At 69.8% G+C, this 25,442-nt stretch carries 21 protein-coding genes; 8 read left to right on the forward strand and 13 right to left on the reverse strand.

What is annotated here, in order from left to right:
• Positions 1–123 precede the first annotated feature (123 nt).
• On the reverse strand, positions 124–1,671 hold the full coding sequence (locus tag ACIHAO_RS31965) for a S8 family serine peptidase (protein WP_396564137.1): 1,548 nt from the start codon (positions 1,669–1,671) through the stop codon (positions 124–126).
• On the reverse strand, positions 1,671–2,834 hold the full coding sequence (locus ACIHAO_RS31970; RefSeq protein WP_396564139.1) for a S8 family peptidase: 1,164 nt from the start codon (positions 2,832–2,834) through the stop codon (positions 1,671–1,673). Before ACIHAO_RS31970 ends, ACIHAO_RS31965 begins: the two co-directional genes overlap by 1 nt.
• Positions 2,835–3,143: 309 nt before the next feature.
• On the opposite strand from ACIHAO_RS31970, the gene ACIHAO_RS31975 reads away from it, so the two are divergent.
• The 4 genes from ACIHAO_RS31975 to ACIHAO_RS31990 all read left to right on the forward strand — a co-directional run bounded on the left by ACIHAO_RS31975 (position 3,144) and on the right by ACIHAO_RS31990 (position 10,393).
• A complete protein-coding gene (locus ACIHAO_RS31975; RefSeq protein ID WP_396564328.1) occupies positions 3,144–5,969 on the forward strand; it encodes an ATP-binding protein in 2,826 nt (941 codons plus the stop codon).
• 286 nt (positions 5,970–6,255) lie between these two features.
• Positions 6,256–7,197, forward strand: a complete 942-nt coding sequence (locus ACIHAO_RS31980) for a serine protein kinase RIO (RefSeq protein ID WP_396564141.1) — start codon at positions 6,256–6,258, stop codon at positions 7,195–7,197.
• Between the two features lie 366 nt (positions 7,198–7,563).
• Positions 7,564–9,066, forward strand: a complete 1,503-nt coding sequence (locus ACIHAO_RS31985) for a DEAD/DEAH box helicase (RefSeq protein ID WP_396564143.1) — start codon at positions 7,564–7,566, stop codon at positions 9,064–9,066.
• A gap of 139 nt (positions 9,067–9,205) precedes the next feature.
• Positions 9,206–10,393 (forward strand): 8-amino-7-oxononanoate synthase, encoded by a 1,188-nt coding sequence (locus tag ACIHAO_RS31990; RefSeq protein WP_396564145.1) that lies wholly within the window; start codon positions 9,206–9,208, stop codon positions 10,391–10,393.
• Here ACIHAO_RS31990 and ACIHAO_RS31995 read toward each other — a convergent pair.
• Both ACIHAO_RS31995 and ACIHAO_RS32000 read right to left on the reverse strand, forming a co-directional pair.
• Positions 10,359–10,841, reverse strand: a complete 483-nt coding sequence (locus tag ACIHAO_RS31995) for a GNAT family N-acetyltransferase (protein ID WP_396564147.1) — start codon at positions 10,839–10,841, stop codon at positions 10,359–10,361. The two genes, ACIHAO_RS31990 and ACIHAO_RS31995, sit on opposite strands and share 35 nt — an antisense overlap.
• Positions 10,842–10,874: 33 nt before the next feature.
• Complete coding sequence (locus tag ACIHAO_RS32000) at positions 10,875–11,708, reverse strand: S1 family peptidase (RefSeq protein ID WP_396564149.1); 834 nt, start codon at positions 11,706–11,708, stop codon at positions 10,875–10,877.
• A 322-nt stretch (positions 11,709–12,030) separates the two neighbouring features.
• On the opposite strand from ACIHAO_RS32000, the gene ACIHAO_RS32005 reads away from it, so the two are divergent.
• Both ACIHAO_RS32005 and ACIHAO_RS32010 read left to right on the forward strand, forming a co-directional pair.
• Complete coding sequence (locus tag ACIHAO_RS32005) at positions 12,031–12,693, forward strand: M15 family metallopeptidase (protein WP_396564330.1); 663 nt, start codon at positions 12,031–12,033, stop codon at positions 12,691–12,693.
• Positions 12,694–12,767: 74 nt separating this feature from the next.
• Positions 12,768–14,162: a mycothione reductase gene (locus ACIHAO_RS32010; RefSeq protein ID WP_396564151.1), complete on the forward strand. Its 1,395-nt coding sequence runs from the start codon at positions 12,768–12,770 to the stop codon at positions 14,160–14,162.
• Between the two features lie 68 nt (positions 14,163–14,230).
• Here the strand turns inward: ACIHAO_RS32010 and ACIHAO_RS32015 are convergent, their stop codons facing one another.
• Both ACIHAO_RS32015 and ACIHAO_RS32020 read right to left on the reverse strand, forming a co-directional pair.
• A complete protein-coding gene (locus ACIHAO_RS32015; protein WP_396564153.1) occupies positions 14,231–14,743 on the reverse strand; it encodes a hypothetical protein in 513 nt (170 codons plus the stop codon).
• A 55-nt stretch (positions 14,744–14,798) separates the two neighbouring features.
• On the reverse strand, positions 14,799–16,046 hold the full coding sequence (locus tag ACIHAO_RS32020) for a CynX/NimT family MFS transporter (protein ID WP_396564155.1): 1,248 nt from the start codon (positions 16,044–16,046) through the stop codon (positions 14,799–14,801).
• 48 nt (positions 16,047–16,094) lie between these two features.
• On the opposite strand from ACIHAO_RS32020, the gene ACIHAO_RS32025 reads away from it, so the two are divergent.
• A complete protein-coding gene (locus ACIHAO_RS32025; protein WP_396564157.1) occupies positions 16,095–16,784 on the forward strand; it encodes a FadR/GntR family transcriptional regulator in 690 nt (229 codons plus the stop codon).
• A gap of 73 nt (positions 16,785–16,857) precedes the next feature.
• On the opposite strand, the gene map is transcribed toward ACIHAO_RS32025, so the two are convergent.
• The 6 genes from map to dxr form a co-directional block, all read right to left on the reverse strand.
• Positions 16,858–17,715: a type I methionyl aminopeptidase gene (gene map / locus ACIHAO_RS32030; protein WP_396564159.1), complete on the reverse strand. Its 858-nt coding sequence runs from the start codon at positions 17,713–17,715 to the stop codon at positions 16,858–16,860.
• Between the two features lie 23 nt (positions 17,716–17,738).
• A complete protein-coding gene (locus tag ACIHAO_RS32035) occupies positions 17,739–19,544 on the reverse strand; it encodes a penicillin-binding transpeptidase domain-containing protein (RefSeq protein WP_396564161.1) in 1,806 nt (601 codons plus the stop codon).
• A 63-nt stretch (positions 19,545–19,607) separates the two neighbouring features.
• Complete coding sequence (locus tag ACIHAO_RS32040; RefSeq protein WP_125792773.1) at positions 19,608–20,462, reverse strand: GNAT family N-acetyltransferase; 855 nt, start codon at positions 20,460–20,462, stop codon at positions 19,608–19,610.
• Between the two features lie 156 nt (positions 20,463–20,618).
• Complete coding sequence (ispG, locus tag ACIHAO_RS32045; protein WP_396564163.1) at positions 20,619–21,770, reverse strand: flavodoxin-dependent (E)-4-hydroxy-3-methylbut-2-enyl-diphosphate synthase; 1,152 nt, start codon at positions 21,768–21,770, stop codon at positions 20,619–20,621.
• Positions 21,771–21,888: 118 nt separating this feature from the next.
• Positions 21,889–23,124, reverse strand: coding sequence for a M50 family metallopeptidase (locus tag ACIHAO_RS32050; RefSeq protein ID WP_396564165.1), 1,236 nt, complete (start codon positions 23,122–23,124; stop codon positions 21,889–21,891).
• A gap of 3 nt (positions 23,125–23,127) precedes the next feature.
• Entirely contained in the window at positions 23,128–24,333 is a 1,206-nt protein-coding gene (gene dxr, locus ACIHAO_RS32055) for a 1-deoxy-D-xylulose-5-phosphate reductoisomerase (RefSeq protein ID WP_396564167.1), read from the reverse strand.
• A gap of 95 nt (positions 24,334–24,428) precedes the next feature.
• On the opposite strand from dxr, the gene ACIHAO_RS32060 reads away from it, so the two are divergent.
• The gene (locus ACIHAO_RS32060; RefSeq protein ID WP_125786459.1) at positions 24,429–24,698 is read left to right on the forward strand and encodes a DUF2631 domain-containing protein; all 270 of its coding nucleotides are present in this window, start codon (positions 24,429–24,431) and stop codon (positions 24,696–24,698) included.
• Between the two features lie 12 nt (positions 24,699–24,710).
• On the opposite strand, the gene ACIHAO_RS32065 is transcribed toward ACIHAO_RS32060, so the two are convergent.
• The gene (locus ACIHAO_RS32065; protein WP_396564169.1) at positions 24,711–25,322 is read right to left on the reverse strand and encodes a hypothetical protein; all 612 of its coding nucleotides are present in this window, start codon (positions 25,320–25,322) and stop codon (positions 24,711–24,713) included.
• Positions 25,323–25,442: the final 120 nt, after the last annotated feature.

Below are 25,442 nucleotides of genomic sequence, written 5' to 3' on the forward strand. Positions count from 1 at the left end.
GCCGGGGCCCCCCCCCCCCCCAGCTACACCCCCGAACCCACCCCCCCCCCCCCCCCCCCCCCCCCGCGCCCGGGCCCGGCCCCCCCCCCCCCCCCCCCCCCCCCCACCGCCGTTCGCAAGGACTCAGAAGGTGATGGAGAAGCCTTCGATCGTCCCGCTGTCGAACCGGTGGACGTCACGGACCCGCAGTTTCCAGGTCCCGTTCGCCGGTTCGGAGGAGGCGTTCACCGTGTACGACGTGTGCACGCCGGTCGCCTCGCTCGTCCCTCCCGCCTGCTTGAGGCCGAACACCGCACCGCTCGGCCCGATCAGGTCTATCGCCAGGTCACCGGTGTAGGTGTGCGCGATGTCGACCTTGACCGGCAGCGTCGCCGACGCCTTGCCGTCGCAGCCGTCCTGCGTCACCGAACTGGTCACCGCGTCACCCGCGTCCGGAATGGACACCGGTGTCGTGTTGGATTTGACCCCGCACGTCGGCGTGGGGCCGCCTCCGCCGATGAACGACACGTTCAGCAGCTTGTTCACCGTCCCGCTCGGCAGGCCCTTGAGCACGCCGTCCGAGGAGTTGTTCACCAGCGCGTCCCGCGTCTGCTGCGCGGTGGCACCGGAATTCGCGGCGAGGTACAGCGCCGCCGCCCCGGCCACGTGCGGCGTGGCCATCGACGTCCCGCTCATGTTCGCCGAACCACCGTTGGACGTGGACAGCGACGTGATGTTGCTGCCAGGGGCGAAGATGTCCACACACGAACTGTGGTTGGAGAACGAGGACTTGTTGTCACTCTGGTCCGAGGCGCCGACCGTGATCGCCTCGGGGATCCGCGCGGGGCTGACGTTGCAGGCGTTCTGGTTCTCGTTGCCTGCCGCCACCACGTAGACGAAGCCCGCCGCGATGGACTTCTTGATGACGTCGTCGCCGAGCCCGACCTGGTCCATCCGCAGGCTCAGGTTCGCCACCGCCGGTTTGGTGCCGTTCGCGGTCAGCCATTCCGCCGCGTCCACGATGGCGGAGTCGGGACCGTTGCCCGAACAGTCGTTGCCCAGCACCTTCAGCCCGACGAGCTTGACCTTCTTCGCCACGCCGTAGGTCTTGCTGCCGATGGTGCCCGCGGTGTGACTGCCGTGCCCGTTGCAGTCCTTCCCGTTGCCGCCAACGAAGTCCTTGCCGATGGACGCGCGCCCCTCGTACTCCGGGTTCTCCGGGTTGATCCCGGTGTCGAGGTCGTACGCCGTGACGCCCTCGCCGGTGTTCGGGTAGGTGAAACTCTTGTCCAGTGGCAGGTTCTTCTGGTCGACGCGGTCGAGGCCCCAGGTCGGGTTGGCCTGCGTGCCGACGGCACGCGCGGTGCCGTCCTGGTAGACCGCCTTGACCGCCGGATCGGCCGCGAGCTTGCGGGCCTGCCGCTCGGACATCCCCTTCACCGAGAACCCGCGCAGCACGTTCTTGTACGCCGACCGCACCTCGCCGCCGTAGCGGCCGGTCAGCGCGGCCGAAGACTGCTCGACCGCCGTCGTGCCGACGTCGTGGAGCTCCACGATGTATTGGTCGCCGTAGTGCTGCTTCGCCTGCACGACAACGCCTTCCGCCTCCGCGGCGAGGGCGTTGCCCGCGGCGAGCGCGGCCAGCGCGGTGGCCGCGACGGCCACCACACCGGCCCGCACGCCGCGCCGCATCAGAGACCCGCCACGTTCAGCAGCTTGTTGGTCGAACCGGAGCCCGGGCTCGTCACGACACCGCTGGTGGCGGCGTTGGCGAGACCGGAGGCGACGGCGGCGGGGGTGGCCGACGGGTTCGAGGTCAGGTAGATCGCGGCCGCGCCGGCGACGTGCGGCGTCGCCATCGAGGTACCGCTCATCTGCTGGGTGCCGCCACCGTTGCGCAGGGACGTGATGCCGGTGCCCGGCGCGAAGATGTCGGTGCAGCCGCCGTAGTTCGAGAACGTCGACCGGCGGTCGTCGCTCTGGGTGGCGTTGACGGTGATGGCCTCACGGACGCGGGCCGGGCTGGTGGAGCAGGCGTCCGTGTTGGAGTTGCCGGAGGCCACCGTATTCGTGATGCCCGCGGACACGGCGCGGCGCACGGCGGCGTCGACCCCGGAGTCGGCCGGGCCACCGAGGCTCATGGTGAGCACCGACGGGCCCTTGGCGTTCTTCACGACCCAGTCGATCCCGCTGATGATCTGCGAGTACTGGCCGCTGCCCTGGCAGTTCAGCACGCGGACCGCGACGATCTTGGCGCCCTTGGCGACGCCGTAGGTGGCGCTGCCGACCGTGCCGGCGACGTGCGTGCCGTGGCCCTGGCAGTCGCGGGCGTCGCTGTCATTGTCGATGAAGTCGTACCCGCTCGTCGCGCGGCCGCCGAATTCGGTCTGGCGGTAGTCGACACCGGTGTCGAGGACGTACACCGTCGCCCCGGATCCGGTGTTCGGGTAGGTGTACTTCTTGTCCAGCGGCAGGTTCTTCTGGTCGATCCGGTCGAGGCCCCAGGTCGGGTTGGTCTGGGTGCCGGTCATGTGCGCGACCGCGTCCTGCTGGACGAAGTCGACGTTCGGGTCGGCGGCGAGCCGTTTCGCCTGCGCCTCGGTCATCTTCGCCGAGAAGCCGTTCAGCGCGGCGGTGTAGGTCGCCTTCACCTGGCCGCCGTACTTGGCCGCGAGGCCGGCGTCGCCGCTCTTCAGCGACACGATGTACCCATCCGTGACGGCTCCCGGCACACCGGCGCCGCGGATCTGTCCCTCGGCGGCCGTGGCCGATCCGGCGAAGGCCAGCGAGGCCGTCACACAGGCCCCGGCGAGTACCGCACCCGCGATCCGGTGACGTCGAAGTTCTCCACGCATTTCCTGAGCTCCGTTCACTCGAACAGGTGGTTCGCGCCAGCAGGATTCCGGGCCGGCGCCGTGACGTGCAGTCACGCTGCACTCACTTTCGGGTGGCGGGACCTGCGCGAACAAGCGAGGCAACGGTCCGTAGGACTACGTATCTAATAGGAAAACCCACCGTCCCTACGAAAGTTCTGTGACGGTCCGAGTGGGTTCCGTGATCACTAAGCAGGCGCTTAAGCTGCGTTCACTCGAACGGTGTGGTTCGTGAAGCGGGGGTGACCCGGCATGGTGATCGGTGACTGCCGACGCAAAACGAGTTCGCCGGTGCTCGTCGGCCGTGAGACGGAACTGAGCGAGCTCCTCGACGGCGCGATGCGCTCGCCGTCGGTGCTCATGCTCGAAGGTGAAGCGGGGGTGGGCAAGACCCGGCTCGCCCTCGAACTGCTGGCGCGTCCGGAACTGGCCGGACGGCCGGTGCTCACCGGAATCTGCCAGCCGCTGCGCGAGCCCTTCCCGTATGGGGTGATCTTCGACGCGCTGAAGGATGTCCGCCCCGCGCGCGACCTCAACCCGGTGACCGGTGTGCTCGCGCCCTACCTGCCGGAACTCGCGGGATGCCTGCCCCAGCCGCCGCCGAGGCTCGGCGATCCGCGAGCCGAACGGCACCGGCTTTTCCGCGCCGTCCGGGAACTGCTCGGTTCGCTGGGCCCGCACGTCCTGCTCATCGAAGACCTGCACTGGGCGGACGACGGTTCCCGGCGGCTGCTGCGGTTCCTGATGACCGACCCGCCCACGGGCCTGACCGTGGTTCTCACGTACCGGCGCGAAGAGACTCCCGGCGGCATCCCGCTCGGCAGCGCCTACCGGCCGGCTCCCGGCACCGCGCACGCGCTCGTCGCCCTTCGCCCGCTGGACCGCGACGGCGTCCAGTCGCTGGTGTCGGCCCTGCTCGGCGAGGCGAACGTCTCGGCCGAGTTCGCCACGCGGCTGCATGAGCGGACCGCCGGTATCCCGTTCGTGGTCGAGGAGATCGTGCGCGCGATCGGTGACGTCGAGGCCGCGGTCCACGCCGACGGCGCGACCGCCCGGCGTCTGCTCGACGCGGTCGAGGTCCCGGCGCTGCTGAGAGAGGCGACGGCCGAACGCCTCGTGGCGCTGCCGCCTGCCGCCCGGCGGATCACCGAGGCCGCCGCCGTCCTCGGCACACCGTCCACTTCGGACCTGCTGACCGCCGCGGCCGCGCTCACCCCCGAACGAGCCCGCCGCGCGCTCGTCCTCGCGCTCGAACGCAACGTCCTGGTGGAGACCGGTGAGGGCACGTTCGACTTCCGGCACGCGTTCGCCAGGCAAGCCGTCTACCGCACCATCCCCGGCCCCGACCGCCAGGAGTTGCACCGGCGGGCCGCGCGGCTGCTGCGCGACCGCCTCCCGCAGTCGCTGGTGCGGCTCGCCGAACACTGCCGCAAGGCGGGCGACCGGGCCGGCGCGCTGAAATACGGCGAAGCGGCCGCCGATCAGGCGTCGACGGTCGGCGATCTGGCCACCGCGACGGACCTGCTCCGCACCCTGCTCGACGAACCCGGCCTGCAACCGTCCGATGTGGACAGACTGGCGGTCAAGTTCAGTTCGGTGGCGTGCAACGGCCTGGCACAGACCGAAGTCGTCCCGGCACTCGAGCGGCTCCTCACCGACGGCAGGCTGTCCGGACGGCTGAGCGGCGAGGTCCGGCTGGGGCTCGGGCTCCTGCTGGTGCGCCAGGCGGGCGGGCTGGAGGCGGCGAGGACCGAGATCGAGATCGCCGTCAACGACCTCGCCGACCGGCCCGACCTGGCCGGACGCGGGATGGGCGTCCTCGCCCAGCCATGGGTCGGCGCGACCCCGCTGCGGGAGCACCGGCGCTGGATGGACCGGGTGGACGAGCTCATCGAGCGGGCCACGGACCGGCGGCTGCGGATCATCCTGCTGGCCAACAACACGGCGTCGCGGCTGCACATCGGGGACGCGCGCGGCTGGGACATGCTGGACCGGGCACCCACCAGCGTCGGGTCCGCCGACGAACAGCGGCATCTGGCGCGGCTGCACTGCAACAGCGCCGACGCCTGCGCCTGGATCGGCCACCACCGGCGGGCGAAGAGCCTGCTGCGCAGCGGAATGCAGCTGGCCGCGGACTGCGGGGCGCCGTACGTGGTCAGCACCGCCCGCGCGACGGCCGTCCACACCGACTGGCTCACCGGCAATTGGGACGGCCTCGCCGAACGGGCGGGCGCGCTGATCGACGAGTACCGCGACCTCCTGCCGGTGACCAGCGAACTGTGCCTGGTGCTCGGCCTGCTCGCCGCCGCCCGCGGCGAATGGGACGAGGCCGCCGCGCGGTTCGCCGGCACCGCGGCGGACCAGCCGGAGAACGCGTTCACCCCGGTCGCGATCGCCGCGCACGCCGGGATGGCGGGCATGCTGCTCGCGCAGGACCTCGGCGAGGCCGCCGTCACGCAGGCCGAAAAGGGACTGGAACTCTTGCGCGCCAAGGGTGTCTGGGCCTGGGGCGCCGATCTGCTGATGGCCGCCGCCGACGCGTACTGCGCCACCGGGCGGGACGCCGATGCGCAGACGCTGACCGACGAGTTCGAACGCGAGATCGGTGACCTCGACGCGCCGTCGACCCGGGCCGCGCTGGCCGCGAACCGCGGGCTCATCGCGGCGTCCCGCGGCGACCACGCGGCCGCGATCGCGGCCTTCGAGCAGGCACGGACCCGGTTCGAAGCCCTCCCCGCGCCGTATCACGCGGCGCTGATCGCCGAACGGGCCGCGCGATGCCGCCTGGCCCGTACCGAAGACGTCGCCGAAACGTTCGCCGCACTCGCCGAGACCTTCGACCACCTCGGCGCCACCCGCGACGCCGCCCGCTGCCGCCACGCCTTCCGGTCCACCGGCGCGGTCGCCCCCTCACGGCGCGGCCGCCGGGGTTACGGCGACGAACTGTCCCCACGCGAGCGTGACGTCGCCCGCCTGCTCGCCGCCGGGCACACCAACCGGGAGATCGCCGAGGTGCTGTTCCTGTCCCGGCGCACGGTGGAACAGCACGTCGCGAGCGTGTTGCGCAAGCTGAAGGTCCGGTCGCGAAGCGAGCTGGCGGGGCTGCGGTCGGCCTAGGGCGCGATCGCCCGGTTCCGATGTCCGTGAAGGACTCCTTGAGGGACTCTGGGTCCCTCAAGGAGTCCTTCACGGACATCCCGGCCCTCGAAAATTAAATCGGTTGCGGGCGCCCGACGGTGTCCGCCATGATCGTGCGCGATCCGGCAGGGAGCCGGTGGATGCGACAGGGAGGTGCCTCGTGCTGATGACTGTCCGGGGCCTTGGCCGCCCCCATCCACTCGCCCCTCGCGGCTGAGCCACGACGCTCGCCCGGTGGGGCATCCCTGACTAGGAGAACCCACCAGTGCGCAAGCACGACTTCGAAGAAGAAACCCACAACCGTCCGAGCCGCACCCGTCGTCGCCGTTTCGACGACGAACCCGAACCCACGCGCGGCGGACGGCTCACCGAAGCCGAACGCGTCCGGCTCGCCCGGCTGCGTGAGGACGCCTACACCGAAACCGCCATCCCCGACGGCGCCGACCGTTGGAGCACCTGGGGAGAAGCGGAGCACGGGCCGCTTCCGCGACCCGACTGGGTGATCACCGAACTGGCGGCGGTGGACACCGAACTCGGCATCCTCAAAACCGGCAAGGAGGCGGACGTCCACCTCGTCCGGCGCAACCTGCCCGGCACCGAGGGCACCGTGCTCGCGGCCAAGCGGTATCGCAGTGGCGAGCACCGGTTGTTCCATCGCGACGCCGGATACCTCGAAGGCAGGCGGATGCGGCGGTCGCGGGAGATGCGGGCCATGGAGTCGCGCAGCAGCTTCGGCCGCAACCTCATCGCCGAACAGTGGGCGGTGGCCGAATTCGGCGCGCTGAGCAAGCTGTGGGCGGTCGGTGCGCCGGTGCCGTACCCGGTGCAGCGCGACGGCACCGAACTGCTGCTGGAATTCCTCGGCGACGGCGAGACGGCGGCGCCGCGGCTGGCACAGGTCCGGCCGGAGCCCGAACAGTTGCGGGAACTGTGGTTCCAGACGGCGGCGATGCTGGAACTGCTGGCGTCGCAGGGGCTCGCGCACGGCGACCTCTCGGCGTACAACCTGCTGGTCCACCGGGACCGGATCATGGTGATCGACCTGCCGCAGGTGGTCGACATCGTGGCCAATCCCGGCGGGCTCGAGTTCCTCGCTCGGGACGTGCGCAACATCGCCACGTGGTTCCACTCGCGGGGGCTGCCGGAGCGGCTCACGGCCGTCCCGGAGCTGGTCGAGGAGTTGCGGGAGATCGCCGGTCTCCGCTGACCGTCCACAGTGTCTTGAAAGGGTCGTTCCTGACACAGCACGTCAGGAACGACCCTTTCAAGACACGCCGGGAGAAGCCGTCGTGGAGACCCTGCCCACAATCGGTCCCTCCAATTGGGAGGCCGGATAACGGTCCGGTACAGTAGTGCTAGACCGCAACCGGCGGCGTGGATGAGTGGTGTCCGTCGCCTCCAAAGCCAACCGAATGGCTCGCGGTATCCGTATCAACCAATTGGCGCGCGGTGTCATGCAGACGCGGTGTGCCGGGTTCGTCCCTGTGAACGCCCATCTGTGCACACCATCTTGCCTGCCTGCGTGCGGGCAGCCCCGGGCCTCCTTGCGACGTGCCACGTCCGAGAGGCATTTGTGACAGTCACGTTCAACTCCGGCCACTCTTCACCGTCGGCCCGGCAGCACCGCAAGCCGCGCACCCGCCCCGCGGGTGACTCGATGCTGCACAACGACGCCGTCGAGAGTGTCCAGGCCACCACCTGGGCGGAGCTCGGGCTTCCCGAGCCGCTGCTGCGGGCACTGGCCGACGCCGGTATCACCACCCCGTTCCCGATCCAGTCGGCGACCATCCCCGACGCGCTCGCCGGCCGCGACGTGCTGGGCCGCGCCCAGACCGGTTCCGGCAAGACCCTGGCCTTCGGCCTCGCGATGCTGACCCGGCTCAACGGCGGCCGCGCCCGTCCGAAGCACCCGCGTGCGCTGATCCTGGTCCCGACCCGCGAGCTGGCCATGCAGGTCGCCGACTCGCTGACCCCGCTGGCCAAGTCCCTCGGCCTGTGGTGCCGCACCGCCGTCGGCGGCATGGCTTTCACCCGTCAGGCCGACGCGCTTTCCCGCGGTGTCGACCTGCTGATCGCCACCCCCGGCCGGCTGTCGGACCACGTCCGGCAGGGCACCGCGTCGCTGTCGGACTGCAGCTTCATCGCGCTCGACGAAGCCGACCAGATGGCCGACATGGGCTTCATGCCGCAGGTCCGCGAGATCCTCGACCTGACCCCGCGTGACGGCCAGCGCCTGCTGTTCTCCGCCACGCTCGACGGTGACGTCGACCGCCTGGTCCGCGCGTATCTGACCAACCCGGTCACGCACTCGGTCGCCCCGTCGACCGCCAGCGTCACCACCATGGATCACCACGTGCTCCAGGTTTCGCACCAGGACAAGCAGGACGTCATCACCGAGATCGGCGCCCGCGAGGGCCGCACGATCATGTTCGTCCGCACCAAGCACCACGTGGACCGCCTCACAGAGCGCCTGCGCGAGAAGGGCGTCCACGCGGCAGCACTGCACGGCGGCAAGACCCAGGGCCAGCGCAACCGGGTCCTCGCGGACTTCAAGGAAGGCTTCGCCCCGGTCCTCGTCGCCACGGACGTCGCCGCGCGCGGTATCCACGTCGACGACATCTCGCTGGTGCTGCACGTCGACCCGGCCGCCGACCACAAGGACTACCTGCACCGCGCGGGCCGCACCGCGCGCGCCGGGGCGTCCGGTGTCGTGGTCACGCTGGTCACCCACGACCAGCGCCGCATGGTGCGCCGGATGACCGACCGCGCCGGTGTCCGCGCCGAGCAGACCACGGTCCGCCCCGGCGACGCCGAGCTCATCCGCATCACCGGTGCGCAGCAGCCCAGCGGCGAGCCGGTCATCGAGCGTCGTCGTGAGTCCCCGCGTCGTGGCGGTGGCCGCGGCTACGGTGGCGGCGACCGCGGCGGTTACCAGGGCTCCCGCGAGGGTCACGGTCACCGCGAAGGCGGCCGTCCCGGCGGCTTCCGCGGCCGCCCGCGTCGTAACGAGTCCGGTGGCGGCAGCGGCCGTCCGCAGCGTCCGGGCAGTCGCCCGCGTCGCAGCTTCGACAGCTGAGCGGAGCCGGCTGGTCCGGCTTCAAGCTTGAGATGAAGGGGCCTTTCATAGCGAATTTCGCTATGAAAGGCCCCTTCATTGCGTTCGCTGTGGGGACCACCACGCCCGGCGCCGAACGGCGGATGGGAGACTGCGGGGCGTGACTTCTCCCGGCCCCGTTCCCCAGAACCTCCCGCCCGACCAGGTCTTCGACTGGCTCGACGTGGAGGCGGAGAAGCGGGCCGAGGCCGGGCTGGTGCGCAAGCTGCGCATCCGGCAGGCGCAGGAACCGGAGCTGGACCTCGCGGGCAACGACTATCTCGGGCTCGCCAGGGACAAACGCGTCGCCGGTGCGGCCGCGGCGGCCGCGCTGCGCTGGGGCGCGGGCGCGACGGGCTCCCGGCTCGTCTCCGGCACCACCGAGATCCACGCCGAACTCGAGCAGGACCTCGCCCGCTTCTGCGGCGCGCAGGCGGCGCTGGTCTTCTCGTCGGGCTTCACCGCGAACCTCGGCGCCGTCACGGCCCTGTCCGGCGCGGATTCCGCGATCGTGACGGACAAGTACATCCACGCCTCGCTGATCGAGGGCTGCCGCCTGTCCCGGTCGGACATCGCCGCCGTCGCGCACAGCGACCCGAACGCCTTCGAACACGCGCTGGCGACCCGCCGCAAACCGCGCGCGCTCGTCGTCACCGATTCCGTGTTCTCCGTCGACGGTGACATCGCCCCGCTGGAGCAGCTCGCCGGTGTTTGCCGGGAGCACGGCGCTTCGCTGCTCATCGACGACGCGCACGGTTTCGGTGTCCTCGGCGAGGGCGGCCGCGGGGCCGTCCACGCGGCGGGGCTCTCCGGCGCGCCGGACGTCGTCACCACCATCACGCTGTCGAAATCCCTTGGCGCACAAGGCGGAGCGGTGCTCGGGCCGCGTCGCGTGATCAAGCATCTGGTGGATACGGCGCGCAGTTTCATCTTCGACACCGGCCTCGCGCCCGCCAGCGCCGCCGCCGCGCTCGCCGCGCTCAACGCGTTGAAGGCCGAGCCGGAGCTGGCTACGAAGGTGACCGAGGCCGCCGGAAACCTTGCGATGCAACTGAAATCGGCGGGTTTCCGGGTCAGCCTCCCGGACGCCGCGGTGATCTCGGTGCAAGCGCCTTCGCCGGAATCGGCCGTCGCCTGGGCGGCCGCTTGCGCCGATCAGGGGGTGCGTGTCGGCTGCTTCCGCCCGCCGTCCGTGCCCGACGGCATCTCCCGCCTGCGCCTGACCGCGCGGGCCGACCTCACCGAGGCCGACGTGGACCGCGCGGTCGGGGTGATCACAGCCGCTGCGCCTCCCGGCGCCACATCGTGAGGTGCGGGATCCCGTCTTCCATGAACTCGTCGCCTTCGACGACGAAGCCGTACTTGGCGTAGAAGTCCTTCGCGTACGTCTGCGCGTCGAGGACGCACGGCGCGTCCCCGATCCCCGCGAGCGCGGTCTCCATCAGCCGTCCCGCGAGTCCCTTTCCGCGTGAGCGGACCGCCGTGCACACCCGGCCGATGCGGAAGGTCCCCCCGGCGTCCTGCAACACGCGCAGATACGAGTCGACGGCGACCGAACCGCCGATCCAGAGGTGCCGGGTGCCGGGCAGGAGGTCGCGTCCGTCGATCTCGTGATAGGCGCAGTCCTGCTCGACGACGAACACGTCCACGCGCAGGCGGAGGATGCCGTGCAGCTGTGCGGCCGTGATCTCGTCACCGGCGACGGACAGCGGGAACGACGTGGTCTCGGTGATCGGGGTGTCGGTACTCACGCCCACTTGTTAGCACACCGGACGTGAAGAAGGCAGCGATCAGCCGATCAGGCCGCGGTTGTTCTGCTGCGAAATCTCGTTCGCGAAGTGCGAGACGCGGGTGTAGACGCCCGGTTTACCGGGCTTCGCGCAGCCTTCGCCGAACGACACGATCCCGATCAGGGTGTCGCCCACCATCAGCGGTCCGCCCGAATCGCCCTGGCAGGCGTCGATCCCGCCTTCGGGGTAACCGGCGCACACCATGTCGCTCGGGTCGTAGCCCGAGTACGCGGTGCGGCAGGTCTTGTCGCTGACCACCGGGACGACCGCGCTGCGCAGGTAGTCCGACCGCGCGCCACCGTCGGCGACCCGGCCCCAGCCGAGCACTGTCGCCTTCGTGCCTTCGCTGTACAGGTCGGCGTTGCCGTTGTCCGCGACCTTCGCGGGCCGGTACGGCAGCTGGCCGCTGACCGTCATCACCGCGATGTCGTCGCCCTTGCCAGGGTCGTCGCTGTAGTCGGGGCTGACCCAGACCCGCGAAACACGCAGCTCCACGCCGTCCCGTGAGCGCTTGTCCTCGCGTCCGGCGACCACCCGGACATCGGCACGCTTGACCGCGACGGCGCAGTGCGCCGCCGTCGCGACCGTCGTGGAGCTGACGATCACCGCGCCGCAGTACTGGTTTCCGCTGCGATCGGCCAGGTACACCGCGTACGGGTACTGCGAGACCGAAGCCTTGCCGCCGCCGACGATCCTCGGCTCCGCGGCCTTGTCCGGGCCGCTCACCGCGCTGTCGTCCGCCGACGCGCTGTTGACCGCGACCGGGACCATCACGGCCGTCGCGAGGACCGCTCCGACAGCGAGCAGCAGGGTGCGACGTGACTTCTTGGGCATGTTCTGTCCCTTCACCGGGGCGTACGTACGGTCAGACCCTGGGAAGTCCTTCGACTCCAGCGCGTACACGAGCGATCGCAAATACCCTAATCGGAGAAAGCCCGATGTGGTGTCACTGAAACGGGTGGACCTGTCCTCACCGAGCGCATCTGTCACGCTGGACTTCGTGCGGGCTACGGTGATGATTCTGGCGGCTACGGCCCTTCTGCTCTTCTCCTGTTCGAGCCCGGCCGTCACCAATGGCCCGGCGCAAACCCCTTCGGCGGCAACGACTCCGAGTACGCCCGCACCGTCCTGGCGGGTCGGCGCGACGCCGCTTCCCTTGCGCGGTGACGGTTTCGGGCAGATCACCCCGACACCTCCCGTGCTGGCCGACCGTTCCCTGCCGACCACCGATCTGTTTCCCCCACCCGCCGGAAACCGGTTCGCGGGCACGGTGAATCCCGTTCCCGCCGACGTGCTCGCGCGCAGTACCTGGCAAGCGGGCTGCCCCGTCTCCGCGGGCGAACTGCGTTATCTCACGCTCTCGTTCTGGGGTTTCGACGGTCGCGCGCACACCGGGGAAATGCTCGTGAACGCTTCCGTGGCGAACGCCGTCGTCACCGTGTTCGGGCAGTTGTTCGCCGCGAAGTTCCCGATCGAGGAGATGCGCGTGACCGCGCCCGCCGAGCTCACCGCTCCCCCGACGGGTGACGGCAACAACACCACCGCCTTCGTCTGCCGCCCGGCCCGCGGCCAGACGAACTGGTCCTCGCACGCCTACGGGCTCGCGATCGACGTCGACCCCTTCTGCAACCCGTACACCAAGGGCGACCTCGTCCTGCCCGAGCTCGCCTCGGCGTACCTCGACCGAGGGAAGCTCCGGCCCGGGATGATCGTCCCCGGCGACTGGACCGTGGCCGCGTTCTCCGCGATCGGCTGGACCTGGGGCGGCACGTGGACGACACCGAAGGACCGGATGCACTTCAGCGCCGACGGGCGTTGAACCGGGAACAACCGGCCCTCGTGACAAGTTGGCTAGAGTCGGAACCACCCGCTCCCGCCGCAAAGGAAGACAGCGTGCCCCACTACGACCTGGTGATCGTCGGTACCGGATCGGGTAACTCGATCCTCGACCCGCGTTTCGCGGACTGGAACACGGCGATCGTGGAGAAGGGCACGTTCGGTGGCACCTGCCTGAACGTGGGCTGCATCCCGACGAAGATGTTCGTGCACGCCGCCAATGTCGCGGCCACCCCCGCATCTTCGTCGAAGTTCGGCGTCGACGAAGAGCTGACCGGGGTCCGCTGGCGAGACGTGCGCGACCGGATCTTCGGCCGGATCGACCCGATCGCCGCCGGTGGGCGCGAGTACCGCGTCGAGCACGACGACAACAAGAACGTCACCGTGTACGAGGGCGAAGGCCGCTTCACCGGGCACAAGGAGCTGCGGGTCAGCTACCCCGACGGCCGCCCCTCGGAAACGATCACCGCCGACAAGTTCGTGCTGGCCGCCGGCGGTCGCCCGGTGATCCCGGACGTCCCCGGTCTCGCCGACACCGGCTACCACACCTCCGACACGGTGATGCGGCTCGACGAACTGCCGTCGAGCATCGTGATCCTCGGCGGCGGGTACATCGCGGCCGAGTTCGCGCACGTCTTCGCCTCGTTCGGGGTGAACGTGACCATGGTCAACCGGTCCGGCGCGCTGCTGCGGTCCGAGGACGACGACGTCAGCGCCCGGTTCACCGAACTGGCCGCGCAGCGGTTCGACGTCCGGCTCGACCGGAAGACCGTCCGCGCGCGCAAGACCGCGTCAGGCGTCGCTCTGGACCTCGAAGGCCCGGAAGGCGCCGAGACCGTCGAAGCCGACGTGCTGCTGGTCGCCACCGGCCGCAAGCCGAACTCCGACCTCCTCGACGTCGCCGCCACCGGGGTGACCACCGGCGAGCGCGGGCACGTCGTGGTCGACGAGTACCAGCAGACCGTGGTCGACGGGATCTACGCGCTCGGCGACATCTCGTCGGTGTTGGAGCTGAAGCACGTCGCGAACCATGAGCAGCGCGTCGTGCAGCACAACCTGCTGCACCCGGACGAGCGGATCGAGGCCGACCACCGGTTCGTCCCGCACGCGGTGTTCACCTCGCCGCAGGTCGCGTCCGTCGGGCTGACCGAACGCGAGGCCCGCGAGCGCGGCGTCTCGTACGTGACGTCGCACCAGGACTACGCGGGCATCGCCTACGGCTGGGCGATGGAGGACACCACCGGCTTCGCGAAGCTGCTCGCCGACCCGGCCACCGGGCAACTGCTGGGCGCGCACATCATCGGCCCGCAGTCGTCGTCGGTGATCCAGCCGCTGATCCAGGCGATGAGCTTCGGCCTGGACGCGAAGAGCATGGCGCGCGGGCAGTACTGGATCCACCCGGCGATGCCGGAACTGGTCGAGAACGCGCTGCTGAACCTTCCGCTGGACTGACCCTCCGCCGCAATCAGTCACCTACTTGCGAGGTTCCCTGGCGCAAGTAGGTGACTAAATGCGGGGTTTTAGACGACGCGGTCGCAGTTGCGGGCCCCGTTGCGCGCCGCGAGCGCGCTGACGGCGTTCATCTCGACGTCCGAGGCGCCCATCAAGGCGGGCGAGCGGGCTCCATCCCGTTGGAACCGCTCCCCCGCCTCGACGTACCGGCGGATCGCCGCCAGGAAGTCCTCCCGCGCGGATGCCGCCCCTCCAGGCACCGCGCGGACCCCTGTCGCCCCCTTGAGGACGTCCTTGGCGTCGTCCACCTTCGTCGCGACGTAGTGCTGCCACTTGCGCAGTTCCGTCGCGACGTCCCCCTCCGGGTCCGGCCAGTAGCGCTGGATCGCCGCCCTGCTGTCCTTTCCCACCTGCACGCACACCCGGTCCACGGCGCGGTAGAACTCGTGCGGCGAGACCACCGCTTCGGGCCGTTGCGGCGCCAAGGCGACACACACCGCGGCGAAACACGCCAGGGCCGCCCCGTACGCCGTTCCCTCCACCACGCCGACCCCCAGAACCGAGTTTTTGAACAGGTTCAACTCACTCAGGTTATGGCTCCGCCCCAGGCGGGGTCAAGAAGTTTTTTGAACGCGTTCAGACGAAGCGGCGGCGACCGGCGAGGGCGCCGAAGGTCATCTGCGCGGCGAAGACCACGAGCATCATGATCCAAGGCACGGTCCAGGCATGGGTGAGATCGTGGAGCAGCCCGAAGAGGAACGGCCCGACGGCGGCCATCAGGTAGCCGATGCCCTGCGCCATCCCCGACAACCGTGCGGTGTCCGCTCCGGAGCGCGCCCGCAAAGCGATCACCGTGAGCGCGAGCGAGAAGACGCTCATCCCGAGCCCGATGAGAAGGCACCACAGCAAGGGCGAGGCGGCCGGAGCGACCATCATGCCGACCATGCCGACGAAGCCGGGGACACCCAGCCCGACGATCCACGGGCTCTGACTCTTGTGCCGCGCGGCCATCGGTGCCACCACGAGACTGATCGGGACGGCGATGAGCGAGATCAACCCGAGCAGCAGCCCGGAATCACCCTTGCTCACCCCCGCGTCGATCATCACCTCCGGCAGCCAGCCCATCACGACGTAGGCCAAAAAGGCCTGAGTGCCGAAGAAAAGGGTGACCATCCACGCAAGGGGGCTCCGCAGCAGCGATCGCCCGCTACCCTGCTTGCCTGCCTCCGGAACGGGCACCCGCCCCGCGCCGCGGGCTGCGAGAATCCAGACGAGCAGTGCGAGCACCGCCAGTACCGACCAGGCGCCCAGACCTTGACGCCAGCCGCCGAACGCGCTCTCCAAGGGAGGGGTGAGCGCGGACCCCAGGGCGCCCCCGCCCTGCAGAGCGGCGGTGTACACGCCGGTCATCATGCCAACACGCGCCGGGAAGGAGTCCTTGATGACGACTGGGATCAGCACGTTCGCCAAGGCGATTCCCGCCGTGGCGACCAGCGTTCCGCCGAGTACGACGTACGGTCCGTCGAGCACTCGCAGCACCAGGCCGACGCCCAGCACCGACAGCGCGGCCGCGATGGCCGCGCCGATGCCGAACCGGCGGGCCAGCGCGGGCGCGGCGAATCCGGCGGCGGCGAAACACAGGCCGGGGAGCGTGGTGAGCACGCCGGCCCAGGTCGCCGAGGCACCGAGGTCGTCGCGCATCTCGCCGAGGATCGGGCCGACGCTGGTGATCGCCGGGCGCAGGTTGAGGGCCACCAGGATCACCGCGACACCCAGCAGGACGCCGCCGGTGATCACCCCCGGCCGCCACTCCGTTTCGATCGAGCCTTCGAGTTCAAGACTTTCATCGAACGGGGAAACGGATTCTCGGGAGTCGACACGCACGTCGGCTAGTATCACATACATAGGATGATTGGATGAAGGGACAACGCTGTGCCATTGGCCACCACGCGCCGTGCCGGCCTGGTCGATCAGGTCATAGAGCAGCTGCGTGACGCCGTCACGCAGGGAGAATGGCCTATCGGTCAGCGGATTCCGACCGAACCGGAGCTGGCAGGACAGCTCGGCGTCGGGCGCAACACCGTCCGCGAGGCCGTTCGCGCGCTCGCGCACACGGGGCTGCTCGAGGTCCGGCAGGGCGACGGGACCTACGTGAGGGCGACGAGCGAGGTCTCGGGCGCCATCCGGCGGTTGTGCGGTTCGGAACTGCGCGAGGTGCTGCAGGTGCGGCGCATCCTCGAGGTCGAGGGAGCCCGGCTCGCGGCCGTGTCACGGACCGCCGAGGAAGTCGCCGAGCTCCGCTCCCTGCTCGACCGCCGCAACGCCGAACTCCGCCAGGGCCATTGGGAGGATTTCGCCCGCCTCGACGCGGAATTCCACTTCGCGGTCGTCCAAAGTGGACATAACACCCTGCTGACCGAGATGTACCGCGGGCTCACCGAGGTGATAACGGCCAGCGTGGCCGCGACGTCGAACGTGACGCCGGGAGGCGAGTACCTGCCGGAGATAGGGCACGAGGGGCTCGCCGAGGCCATCGCCGACGGCGACGCGGACCGGGCCGCCAGCGAGGCCTGCGGTTTCCTGGACGAACTCCTGGCCAGGGTGGAGCAGGACGAGAGCTGACGCCTGAAGTACATGAAGGCCCCCATCCTTGCGCCTGGCGCTGGGAAGGGGGCCTTCATGTACTTGGATCCGCCTACGGCACCGTGAGGATCTCCGCGCCGTCCTCGGTCACCACGAGGGTGTGCTCGAACTGGGCCGTCCACTTCTTGTCCTTGGTGGTGACGGTCCAGTCGTCGGCCCAGATGTCGTAGTCGATGGTGCCGAGGGTGATCATCGGCTCGATCGTGAAGGTCATGCCCTGCTCGATGATCGTGTCGACCGACGGCTCCTCGTAGTGCAGGACGGTCGGCGCGGTGTGGAACGCCGGGCCGACGCCGTGGCCGGTGAAGTCGCGGACGACGCCGTAGCCGAACCGCTTCGCGTAGGCCTCGATGACGCGGCCGATGACATTGAGCTGCCTGCCGGGGCGGACGGCCTTGATGGCGCGCATCGTCGCCTCGCGCGTGCGCTCGACCAGCAGCCGCGCCTCCTCCGAGACGTCACCCGCCAGGAACGTCGCGTTCGTGTCGCCGTGGACGCCGCCGATGAACGCGGTGACGTCGATGTTGCAGATGTCGCCGTCCTCGATCACCGTCGAGTCCGGGATGCCGTGGCAGATCACCTCGTTGAGCGAGGTGCAGCACGACTTCGGGAACGCGCGGTAGCCCAGCGTCGACGGGTACGCGTGGTTGTCCAGCAGGAACTCGTGGATCACCTTGTCGATGTCGTCGGTGGTCGCGCCGGGTTTGACGGCCTTGCCGCCCTCCTCGAGCGCCTGCGCCGCGATCCGGCCCGCGACGCGCATCGCCTCGATCACCTCGGGCGTGCGGACCCCGTTGCCCGTGTCGCGTTTCGGCGACGGCCGGTCGACGTACTCGGGACGGGTGATGCCGGCGGGGACGACTCGCCTCGGCGTCTGGACGCCGGGCTTCAAGGGGGATCGAACGGACATGAGCCCAGCCTACGACCTGGCGGCTAGCCGAGTCCCGCCAGGAAGCGCTGGGCGGCCTCGACCGCGGGTTTGGACGTTCCCGCGTCGGTGGTGAGCACCGCGAAGGCCAGATCCCCGGTGTAGCCGACGAACCAGCCGTGCGAACGCGTCCCGTCGCCGAACTGGGCCGTCCCGGTCTTGCCCCGCACGTCCGGCAAGGGTTTGAGCAGTGTCGCCGTGCCGTCGGTGACGACCTCGCGCATCATCCCGCGCAGCGCGTCGAGCACCTCCGGCCGGATCGGTTTGCCGAGCCCGGACGACGTCGCGGCCATCCCCCGCACCAGCGTCGGCACCGGCACCTTCCCGGACTGGACCGTCGCGGTGGCGACGGCCAGCCCGAACGGGCTCGTCACGACGGTCCCCTGACCGAAACCGTTCTCCGCCCGCTGCGCGACGGTGTTCGCCGGCGGCACCGAGCCGGTGATCGTGGTGAGGCCGGGGATCACGAAGTCGGCGCCGACGCCGAGGTCCCGGGCGGCGTCGGTCAGCGCGGCGGGCGGCAGATCGGTCGAGAGTTTCGCGAAGGTCGTGTTGCAGGACTTGGCGAACGCCGTGGACAGCGGGACGACACCGAGGGCGAACTTGCCCTCGTTCGGCACCGTCCGGTTCTCGAAGGTGGCCGTCCCGGGACAGTCGACGGGACTGTCCGCCCGCACCGAACCCGCGGACAGCCCCGCGACGGCGGTGGCCATCTTGAACGTGGACCCCGGCGGGAACCGGCCGGTGAGCGCGATCGCGCCCTGGGTGTCGGCCGGGGCGTTCTGCGCCACCGCCAGCAGTTCGCCGGTCGACGGCTGGATCGCGACCAGCGCGGAGGCCGTCGGGACCGGGGCGAGCGCCCGTTCCGCCGAACCCTGCGCCTTCACGCTGAGCGTGCTGACGACCGCGGGCGCCGGTTTGGGGTTCTCGGAGTGCAGGTCGATGATCTCGCCCCCGCCCGTGTCGAGTGTGACCACGCGCCAGCCCGCCGAGCCCTCCACCTGATCCTCGACGAGCGACCGGACCGCGGGCAGCACCTGCTTGCCGAAGTTCTTGTCGTCGGGCAGAAGCCTTTCCTGCTGACTGAACCGGACGCCGGGCAGTTCGTAGATCTCGGGCTTCACCTCTTGGTAGCTGGCGGCCCGGAGGCTCACCACCGGGTAGCCGGAGCCGGGTTTGAGCGTCTTCACCCCGTCGCGGATCGACTGACCGGTCACCGACGCTTCGAACCGGTTGAGCACCGCGCCGAGTTTGTCGGAGACCGCCACCAGGTCTCCCGCCTTCGCCGGGTCGAGTACCACGCTGACGACGGTCTGCGGGCGCAGCAACGGCATCCCGTCGCGGTCCAGCACCGGTGCGAGGTCCGGCGGGTCGGCTTTCAGCGCGATGCTCTGCTGCGCGGCCAGTTGCGGGTGGAGCGCGGTGGGCAGCCAGCGCACCTTCCAGCCGTCTTGGGTGGAATGGACCTGCGCGTCGGCCTTGTAAGTCCAGGCGCGGCCGCGCGGGAGGTTCCAGGTGAGCTGGTAGGTCGCCGTCCCGTTGTCCGCCCCGGACGAATGCCGGACCTGCTTGTCCACGATCTTGACCGACTCGGGGGAAAGCGCTTTCCGCGCCATCTCCAGTGTCGCTCGGGCAGCGTCCGGCGAATCGGTGAAGGAGGCCGCGGCGGCGACGTCACCTGAAGAGAGTCCGCCGAGGAAACCCGTGACGGCGTCTTCGGGTCCGGAATCGGCGAAGAGTCCGCACCCGGCGGCCAAGAGGCCCACCACCCCCGCGAGCACGACGACGGCGAAACGACGACCTGCTGGCATGCCCCGGATCCTGCCAGCCCCGGCCCGATCCGGCCGGACGCGACACGGCCCTAGCTGTGTCCTCTAAAACAGAACCGTCGCGTACTGCCCGACCTGCTGGAAGCCGATCTTCCGGTAGGCGGCGAGCGCCGGGCTGTTGTAGGCGTTGACATAGAGGCTCGCGGTGCGGCCCATCCCGCGCACGAGCCGGTTCACCACGGACGCCGTCCCGGCCGTGCCGAGGCCGCCGCTCCGGCGCTCCGGATGCACCCAGACCCCCTGGATCTGGCCCACCGTGGAGGACATCGCGCCGATCTCGGCCTTGAAGACGACCTCGCCGTCCTCGAACCGCGCGAACGCCCGGCCGCCGGCGATCAGTTCCGCGACGCGGGCGCGATAACCGGCGCCACCATCACCGTTGCGGGGGTCGACGCCGACCTCTTCGACGAACATGGCGATCGCGGCCGGGAGATACCTGTCGAGCTCCTCCGGGCGCACCGCGCGGACCAGCGGATCGGCGGCGACGGACGGAACCCCGTCGAGCGCCATCAGCGGCTGGTCGTGCCGGACTTCGCGGGCGGGGCCCCATTCGGGCGCGAGTTCGTCCCACAGGCCCAGCACCTGCTCTGCCGGGCCGACCAGCGACGAACAGCTCCGCTGGCGGCGCAGGGCGCGATCGGCGAAGGAACGCAAAGCGGAGGCGTTGCCGCGCAACGGGATCAGATTCGGCCCGGAGAAGCACAGCCCCTGGAGCCTGCCCGCCCGGACCGGGCGGGAATCGGCGGCCCAAAGCTCACCACCGAGCCGCCAGGGGTCGAGACCCGCGGTCTCCACCCTGGCACTGACCATGCAGCTGCCGACCGGGTCTGTGGCGAGCGCGGCACGGACCGCGGGATAGTCCCGATCATCGAGCAGCCGTGCTCCTGCAAGCCGCAACACCACTCCAGGGTGCCAGATCGGCGGCATAAACGGAACGCAAGCTTCACGACACGCTGAGAGAACCTGGGCTGGTGGGGGCCATCAAGCGCAATGAAAGGCCCCTTCATTGCAAATTTTGCTATGAAGGGGCCTTTCATTGCGCTTGGTCTCGACCAATCAGCCGACGGTGACGGTCGGCTCGCCCTCACCGATCATCTGGCCCGACTCCTCGGCGATCCGCATGGCCTCTTCGATCAGGGTCTCGACGATCGCGTGCTCGGGCACGGTCTTGATGACCTCGCCCTTGACGAAGATCTGGCCCTTGCCGTTGCCCGAAGCGACGCCGAGGTCGGCCTCGCGCGCTTCGCCGGGCCCGTTGACGACGCAGCCCATGACCGCGACGCGCAGCGGGATCTCCATGCCCTCAAGCCCGGCGGTCACCTGCTCGGCGAGGGTGTAGACGTCCACCTGCGCACGGCCGCACGAGGGGCAGGACACGATCTCGAGCTTGCGCTCCTTGAGGTTCAGCGACTGCAGGATCTGGATCCCGACCTTGACCTCTTCCACCGGCGGCGCCGACAGCGAAACGCGGATGGTGTCGCCGATGCCTTGGCGCAGCAGCGCGCCGAAGGCCACGGCCGACTTGATGGTGCCCTGGAACGCCGGGCCCGCCTCGGTCACGCCGAGGTGCAGCGGGTAGTCGCACTGCTCGGCGAGGATCTCGTACGCGCGCACCATGACCACCGGGTCGTTGTGCTTCACGGAGATCTTCACGTCGTGGAAGTCGTGCTCGGCGAACAGCGACGCCTCCCACAGCGCCGACTCGGCCAGCGCCTCCGGGGTCGCCTTGCCGTACTTGTCCATGATCCGCTTGTCCAGCGAACCCGCGTTGACGCCGATCCGGATCGGCGTGCCGTGGTCCTTCGCGGCCCGCGCGATCTCCTTGACCTGGTCGTCGAACTTGCGGATGTTGCCCGGGTTCACCCGGACCGCCGCGCAGCCCGCCTCGATCGCGGCGAAAACGTACTTCGGCTGGAAGTGGATGTCGGCGATCACCGGGATCTGCGACTTCCGCGCGATCGCGGGCAGCGCCTCGGCGTCGTCCGCCGACGGGCACGCGACACGCACGATGTCACAGCCCGCAGCGGTCAGCTCGGCGATCTGCTGCAGGGTCGCGTTGACGTCGGAGGTGAGGGTGGTGGTCATCGACTGCACCGAAATCGGGTGCTCGCTGCCCACGCCGACCGACCCGACCTGCAGCTGTCGGGTCTTGCGACGCTCGGAGAGGACGGGAGGAGGAAGCGCTGGCATACCAAGAGCGACAGTCACGCCTTCAAGCGTACCTACCCCGATCGGCGGACATACACGACGTCAGTCGTCACGGTGAGCAGCATTACCCGAGAAGCCCAACCGTGCTGACAGCGCGCTCCGTAACCGCCCTCCCGCGTCACTGGAACAGCTTGACCGGGTTCACGATGTCGGCGGTGACGGTGAGCAGAGTCACCGCGCCGCCGATGAAGACGAGCACCATCGTGACCGCCGACAGCTTCGTGTAGTCGACCGGACCACCCGCCGCCTTGCCGCGCAGTTTCCGGAACCAGTCCCGGACCCGCTCGTACCAGACGACCGCGATGTGCCCGCCGTCGAGCGGGAGCAGCGGCAGCAGGTTGAACACGCCGATGAAGAAGTTCAGGCTCGCCAGCAGGAGGACGAAGATCTCCCACAGGCCACGCTCGGCCGCCTCGCCACCGATGCGGCTGGCGCCGACCACGCTGACCGGGGTGTTCGGGTCGCGCTCGCCGCCGAAGATGGAGTCCACCACCGCGGGGATCCGCGACGGGAACTCGATCAGCCGTTTGGCGGTCTCAGAGAACATCGTGCCGGTGAAGCTGACCGTCGCGCCGACCGCGTCGACCGGGCCGTAGGTGGCCACCAGCGTCTTCGGTACCGGTGAGGCGCCGATCATGCCGACTTCCTTGACCGTGGTCTTCTTCTCGCCGTCGGCGACGACGCGCTGCACCCGCGGCACGTCGACGGTCAGGTTCAGCCGCTGCCCGCCGCGTTCGACCACGAACGGTGTCGGGCCGCCGGCGACCTGGACGGCCGCGAGCACGTCGGTCCAGGTCGGCGTCGGCTTGCCCGCCACCGACAGGATCTTGTCACCGGCCTGGATGCCGGCGGTCTTCGCCGGAGTCGGCGCGTCCGCCGGACAGGTCGTGTCGTTGAGCTGCTCCAGGGTGGTGGCCGCCCTGGCACAGGAAGTGCTGTTGATCACCGGCTGGGTGGGAGCGGCCTGTGCCTCCGGGTTCGGCAGGCCCATGGTGATGGCCATCAGGTACAGGATGATGAAACCGAGGATGAAGTGCATCGCCGAACCCGCCGACATGACGACGGTGCGCTTCCAGGTCTTGAAGCGCCACATCGCGCGCTTCGACTCCTCCGGGGTGACCTCGTCGAGCGCGGTCATCCCCGCGATGTCGCAGAAGCCACCGAGCGGGATCCACTTCACGCCGTACTCGGTCTCACCACGACGGAAGGAGAAGATCGTCGGCCCGAAGCCGATGAAGTAGCGCCGGACCTTCATGCCGAAGGCCTTGGCCGCCCACATGTGACCGGCCTCGTGCAGCGCGACCGACAGGCAGATGCCCAGCGCGAACAGCACGATCCCGAGAATGAAGACCACGCGCTACTTCCCCTTACCGATCAGCGCACCGGCACGCGCGCGAGCCCAGCGCTCGGCAGCTAGTACGTCATCAACGTCGCGAGGTTCGCGACGCCATTCGTCGGCGGCTTCCACCACCTGGGCAATAGTGTCCACAATCGAGGTGAAGCCGGTGTTCTGTGCCAGGAAAGCGGCCACCAGTTCCTCGTTCGCCGCGTTGTACACCGCCGGGACGCAGCCTCCGACGTCTCCGGCGTGCCTCGCGAGCTCGACGGCGGGGAACGCGTCGTTGTCCAGCGGCTCGAAAGTCCAGCTCGCGGGCTTGTCCCAGACGCACGCGGCCGCGGCGCCGGGGACGCGGTCCGGCCAGTGCAGGGCCAGCGCGATCGGCAGCCGCATGTCGGGCGGGCTGGCCTGGGCGATCGTCGAGCCGTCCACGAACGTCACCATCGAGTGGATGATCGACTGCGGGTGGACGACCACGTCGATGCGGTCGGTCTCGATGCCGAACAGGAGCTTCGCCTCGATCAGCTCCAGCCCCTTGTTGACCAAAGTGGACGAGTTGATCGTGATGAGCGGGCCCATCGACCAGGTCGGATGCGCCATCGCCTGCTCGACTGTGACGTCCGCCAGCTCCTCGCGTTTACGGCCGCGGAAAGGGCCGCCCGAGGCGGTGAGGACCAGCCGGGCGACCTCGGACTCGCGGCCGGCGCGCAGGGCCTGCGCGATCGCGGAGTGCTCGGAATCGACCGGAACCAGCTGGCCGGGTTTGGCCGCCGCCAGCACGAGCGGTCCGCCCGCGATCAGCGATTCCTTGTTGGCCAGCGCGAGCGTGGCGCCGGTGGCGAGCGCGCGCAGGGTCGGCGGGAGCCCCTGTGAGCCCGGGAGCGCGTTGAGCACGACGTCGACCGGGGTGGCGTCGATCATCTCGACGACCGCGTCGGCTCCGGCGAAGATGCGCGGGAGTTTGAAGTCGCCGCGGTTGTAGCCGCGCTTCTGCGCCTCGGCGTACAACGCGAGCTGCAGGTCTTCCACGGCCGTCGGCCTGCTGACGGCGACGGCGTCGACCTGGTGCGCCAGGGCCTGCGCGGCCAGCGCGGCGGGGTCGGAGCCGCCCGCGGCGATCCCGGCGACCCGGAACAGCTCCGGATTGCGGGCCGCGACGTCGAGGGCCTGGGCGCCGACCGATCCGGTCGAACCGAGCACGAGCACACTTCGCGAGGTAGTCATCGGGTGCCATTGTCGCGCGGGCCCCGTCGGCCGCGTGCAGCCAGGTGTGGGATCATTCGCGGGCAAGCGAACCATCGGGTTTTGAGGAGTTGATCGTGGCGAGCAAGGCGGTCGAAAAGCGCGGCCGGGTGGGCGTCGACACCGTTGACCCCCGCGACGAGCCGTCGGCCGAGTGGGGCTGGCACGGTTCCTTCCCGAAGGCGACGCGGATCGCGGGCTGGCTGACCGCGATCATCCTGCTGGTGATGCTGTACGGCAACCACCACGGCTGGACCGAGAACCTGTGGCTGATCGGCCTGTCGCTGTTCATGATGTTCGGGCTGGTGCTCGACATCCGGAAGCAGCGCACGGCCTGGCGCAAGTAGTTCCTTCACGGCTCACCGGCCCCCGCTCTCCTTCGAGGACGGGGGCCAGTTGCCGTCTTGGGACCACAGCTCGTTGACGATCTTGACCGCGTCGCCCGCCTCGACCCCGTAGCGATGCCGGTACTTCGCCGCCGGCCGCTGGACCGCCGCCGCGACGTCCCCGATGGCGACCTTGTTCCACGTGTCGTTCGGGTAGAACTGCCGCATCACGGCGAGGAACCTGCCGGTCGCCCAGACCGGGTCGGTCCGCTGTTCGAAGGAACCCCAGCTCGCGCGCTGCTGGAAGAGCCCGACCGAGTCACCGAGGCCGCCGTCGAGGTTGGCGACACTCGACTCGACGATCACCGTCGCGATCGCGATGGCCGCCGCGTGATCGTTGAACCCCGATCTCTGGACGGTTTCGACGATCACTCTGGCGCACGACGTGTTGTACGGGTTCATGTAGCCGCGCATCTTGGTGCCGAGTTGCTGGTTGAGGCTTTTGGCGGCGTCCGCGTCGTCGGTGGACGCGCCCGTCTGAACGCACGGCAAGGCGACATGGTCGACCTGGTCGGGCCGGATCTCGGTCGGCGGGATCAGCGTGAGGGAGACGGCGAGGTACGCGGCGGTGAGTGAGCTCAGCATGTGCGGTGACCGTTCGGTGCGGGTGGTGGGGGGGGGGGGTGCGTGGGGTTAAACCCCCAGGCAAACAAGACCCCAAGCCCCCAGACGAGAAAACCACCCACACACCCCCGCACAAAAAAA

Source organism: Amycolatopsis sp. NPDC052450, from assembly GCF_044547565.1.
In the GTDB taxonomy this organism is placed as follows: Bacteria; Actinomycetota; Actinomycetes; order Mycobacteriales; family Pseudonocardiaceae; genus Amycolatopsis.

Excerpts from the sequence above, each read along its gene's own strand:
- ACIHAO_RS31965 (WP_396564137.1), bottom strand. The coding sequence starts at position 1,671 with ATGCGGCGCGGCGTGCGGGCCGGTGTGGTGGCCGTCGCGGCCACCGCG.
- map (WP_396564159.1), bottom strand. The coding sequence starts at position 17,715 with ATGTCCGTTCGATCCCCCTTGAAGCCCGGCGTCCAGACGCCGAGGCGA.
- ACIHAO_RS31970 (WP_396564139.1), bottom strand. The coding sequence starts at position 2,834 with ATGCGTGGAGAACTTCGACGTCACCGGATCGCGGGTGCGGTACTCGCC.
- dxr (WP_396564167.1), bottom strand. The coding sequence starts at position 24,333 with ATGACTACCTCGCGAAGTGTGCTCGTGCTCGGTTCGACCGGATCGGTC.
- ACIHAO_RS32065 (WP_396564169.1), bottom strand. The coding sequence starts at position 25,322 with ATGCTGAGCTCACTCACCGCCGCGTACCTCGCCGTCTCCCTCACGCTG.
- ACIHAO_RS32000 (WP_396564149.1), bottom strand. The coding sequence starts at position 11,708 with ATGCCCAAGAAGTCACGTCGCACCCTGCTGCTCGCTGTCGGAGCGGTC.
- ACIHAO_RS32035 (WP_396564161.1), bottom strand. The coding sequence starts at position 19,544 with ATGCCAGCAGGTCGTCGTTTCGCCGTCGTCGTGCTCGCGGGGGTGGTG.